This window comes from Salidesulfovibrio brasiliensis JCM 12178, from assembly GCF_001311825.1.
Lineage (GTDB): Bacteria > Desulfobacterota > Desulfovibrionia > Desulfovibrionales > Desulfovibrionaceae > Pseudodesulfovibrio > Pseudodesulfovibrio brasiliensis.
Genome location: NZ_BBCB01000143.1, coordinates 1 through 3,563, shown reverse-complemented (window position 1 = coordinate 3,563; position 3,563 = coordinate 1). Strand labels below are relative to the sequence as shown.

Annotated in this window: 2 protein-coding genes; both read left to right on the top strand. The window is 63.7% G+C overall.

Annotated features, from left to right (window positions below):
- A partial coding sequence (locus tag JCM12178_RS17105; RefSeq protein ID WP_054653167.1) for an aconitate hydratase occupies window positions 1-1,549 on the top strand: 1,549 nt, incomplete at its 5' end.
- 69 nt (window positions 1,550-1,618) lie between these two features.
- The gene (locus JCM12178_RS17100; protein ID WP_054653165.1) at window positions 1,619-3,517 is read left to right on the top strand and encodes a peptidylprolyl isomerase; all 1,899 of its coding nucleotides are present in this window, start codon (window positions 1,619-1,621) and stop codon (window positions 3,515-3,517) included.
- Window positions 3,518-3,563 lie beyond the last annotated feature (46 nt).

Below are 3,563 nucleotides of genomic sequence, written 5' to 3'. Positions count from 1 at the left end.
GGGCGGCATCGGCAGCCTCGCCATGGGCGCGGGCGGCCTGTCCGTCGCTCTGGCCATGGCCGGCGAGCCGTACTTCATCTCCATGCCCAAGGTGGTCAAGGTCAACCTGACCGGCAGCCTTACCGGCTGGGCTGCGGCCAAGGACGTTATCCTGCACCTGCTCGGCAAGCTCACCGTCAAGGGCGGCGTGGGCAAGGTATTCGAATACGCCGGGCCGGGCGTGGAGAGCCTCTCCGTGCCCGAACGCGCCTGCATCACCAACATGGGCGCGGAGCTGGGTGCCACTACTTCCATCTTCCCCAGCGACGAGCGCACCCGCGACTTCCTGAAGAAGATGGGCCGGGAAGAGGACTGGGAAGAGCTGCTGCCCGATGCGGACGCCGAATACGACGAAGTCGTGGACATCGACCTTTCCGTCTTGGAACCGCTGGTTGCCCAGCCGCACATGCCGGACCTCGTGGTCCCCGTGCGCGAGCTGGCCGGGCTCAAGATCGACCAGTGCGCCATCGGCTCCTGCACCAACAGCTCATACTCGGACCTCAAGAGCACCGCGCTGATCCTCAAGGACAAGCAGGTGCCCGCCAGCACAGACCTGTTGGTGTCCCCGGGCTCCAAGCAGGTGGTGAAGATGCTTGCCGCCGAGAACCTCATCGAACCCATGCTGGACGCCGGTGCGCGCATGCTGGAATGCACCTGCGGCCCCTGCATCGGCATGGGCGGCTCCCCGGTGAGCGCGGGCGTGAGCGTGCGTACCTTCAACCGCAACTTCGAGGGCCGCAGCGGCACGCAGGACGCGCAGGTCTACCTCGCATCCGCAGAGACCGCCGCACGGCTCGCCCTTGACGGCGAGTTCACCGACCCCGCCACATGGGGCGAACGGCCCGAGCGCATCGAACTGCCGGACGACGTGCCGAGCATCCGCCACCTGTTCGTGTTCCCGCCCGAAGACGGCTCCAAGGTGGAAATACTGCGCGGCCCCAACATCGTGCCGCTGGAACAGTTCGACGCCCTGCCGCAGGCCGTGGAGGCCAGGATCGCCCTCAAGGTCGGCGACAACATCACCACCGACCACATTCTGCCCGCAGGCCCGCAGATCACCGCGCTGCGCTCCAACATCCCGGCCATCAGCGAACACATCTTCGGCCGCGTGGACGAGGAGTTCGTGGGCCGCATCACGGGCATGGATCAGGGCATCGTGCTGGGCGGCGACAACTACGGACAGGGCTCCAGCCGCGAACACGCCGCGCTGGCCCCGCGCCATCTGGGCGTGCGCGCCGTGGTGGTCAAATCCCTTGCGCGCATCCACCGGGCCAACCTCGTGAACTTCGGCATCCTGCCCCTGCTTCTGGTGGAACCCGAAAGCTACGACGCCATGCAGCAGGGCGAGGCCGTGACCATCCCGGCGGGAGAAATCACCCCCGGCGGAACCGTGACCATGACTACCGAATCCGGCAAGTCCGTCCCCGTGACGAATGATTTGACGGAAAAGGAACTGGATATTATCAAAGCGGGTGGCTTGCTGAATGCGGTCCGCAGCCGCCAGTCCTAGGGTTTCCGAGGGGATACGAACCATCCCGGCCGGACCCTCAACCGCTGAACAGAGGAAACTGGAGTCTCAATGCTCGACATAATGCGACAGAACGCTTCGAGTTGGATCGTGAAGATCCTTTTCGGAGTCATCATTATCGTCTTCGTCTTCGCCTTCGGCATGAGCAGCCTCGACAACAACGGCGACCCGATTCTCGCCTACGTCGACGAGGAGCCCATCCCGCGCAAGGAGTTTGAAAGCACCTACGCCCGGACTACGGAGGCGCTGCGTCGCTCCCAGCCCAACATGACCGCCGAGCAGCTCGCAAGCCCGGCCGTCAAGCAGATGGTCTTCAACGAACTGGTCAACCGCATGGTCATCCTCAAGGAAGCCGAACGGCTGGGCATCGCGGCCACCGACAAGGAAGTGGCTCGGGGCATCGCCTCCATCCCCGCCTTCTGGAACGCCAACAAGCAGTTCGACAAGGAAATCTATCAGGCGGCCCTGCGCTCACAGCGCATGAAGCCTGCGGAGTTCGAAGCCAACTACCGCATCGGCCTTATCATGGACAAGATGCGCGGCACTGTCTCGGCCACTGCCGAGGCTACCCCCGAACTCGCCCGACAGATATATGACTGGGTGCTGGAGACCGCCACGGTCCGCTACATCCCCTTCAATGTCGAGAACTACACCGGCGACGTGACCGTCACCGACGAGCAGATCGCCGCATACTACGAAGAGCACAAGGACCGGTTCACCCGGCCCGCCATGTCCACCTTCGAGGTTATCGCCTTCACTCCCCCGGCGCTGGCTCCCTTCCAGGAAGTGTCCGACGAGGAAGCCAAGCAGTTCTACGAGGCTTCTCCCAAGGCCTTCACCGAGCCCGAGCAGGCCAAGGCCCGCCACATCCTGATCGCCACCGAACAGGGCGCGAGCAAGGAAGCCATTGAGGAAGCCCGCAAAAAGGCCGAGGAAGTGCTCGCACGCCTCAAAAAGGGCGAAGACTTCGGCAAGCTTGCGCTGACCTATTCCGAAGGCCCCTCCGCCTCCAAGGGCGGCGAACTGGGCTGGTTCCCTCGCGGCGTCATGGACCCGAACTTCGAACAGGCCGCGTTTGATCTGAAGGTGGGAGAAATCTCCGAGCCGGTGAAGACGCCCTTTGGTTGGCACATCATCAAGCTCGAAGAGCGCAAGGAAGCCAACAAGCTGCCCTTCGACGAGGTCAAGGGCCGCATCAAGACCACGCTGGCACAGGAAAAGGCCGCCGACCAGACTTCCGACATGCTTGACCAGGCCATGGACCGCCTCGTCTCCGGCATGAGCATCGAAGACATCGCCAGTGAGCTTGGCATCCTCTCCAACACCACGCAGCCGCTGCCCAAGCAGGCCGCAGTGCAGTACCTCGGCATGACCCCCGAAGCAGCCGACATCCTCTTTGCCCTGCCCAAGGGCGAGTCCCTGAAGACCCCGCTGGGCGTCAAGGACGGCTACCTGCTGGCACGCAAGATCGAGGACATCGAGCCGCAGCCGGTTCCGCTGCCGCAGGTGAAGGAGAACATCGTCAAGCAGCTCCAGGCCGAAGGCGCAGCCGAAATGGCAAAGGCCGAAGCCGAGAAGGCTCTGGAAGCCCTCACCGGCGACGACGCCGAAGCAGCCGCCGAGAGCTATGCCAAGCGCATGGTCGTGTCCGAACCGTTCAACCGTCGCGGCCCGATTCCGGGCATCGGCGAGAATCAGGAGCTTGTCACCGCCGCCTTTGGCGCAGAACCCGGCCAGTGGTTCCCGAAGGTGTTTCAGGCCAATGACGGCTTCATCGTGGCTGCCATGGATCACCTGATTCCGGCACCTGCCGACGAGTGGAACAAGGACAACTCCCACTGGGTCGACACCGCCTCCCAGAAGTACGGCGATGAAGTCTTTCAGGCGTTCATCTACGAACTGCGCAGCAAGGCAAACGTCGAACTCGTCCGGCCGGACCTCCTGAACTAGGTCGGCCGCTCAATACGCAAAAAGAAAAGGCCCGCCATATGGCGGG

What these genes read in the sequence shown, in the direction of transcription:
- JCM12178_RS17100 (WP_054653165.1), top strand. Translation starts at nt 1,619, where the DNA reads ATGCTCGACATAATGCGACAGAACGCTTCGAGTTGGATCGTGAAGATC.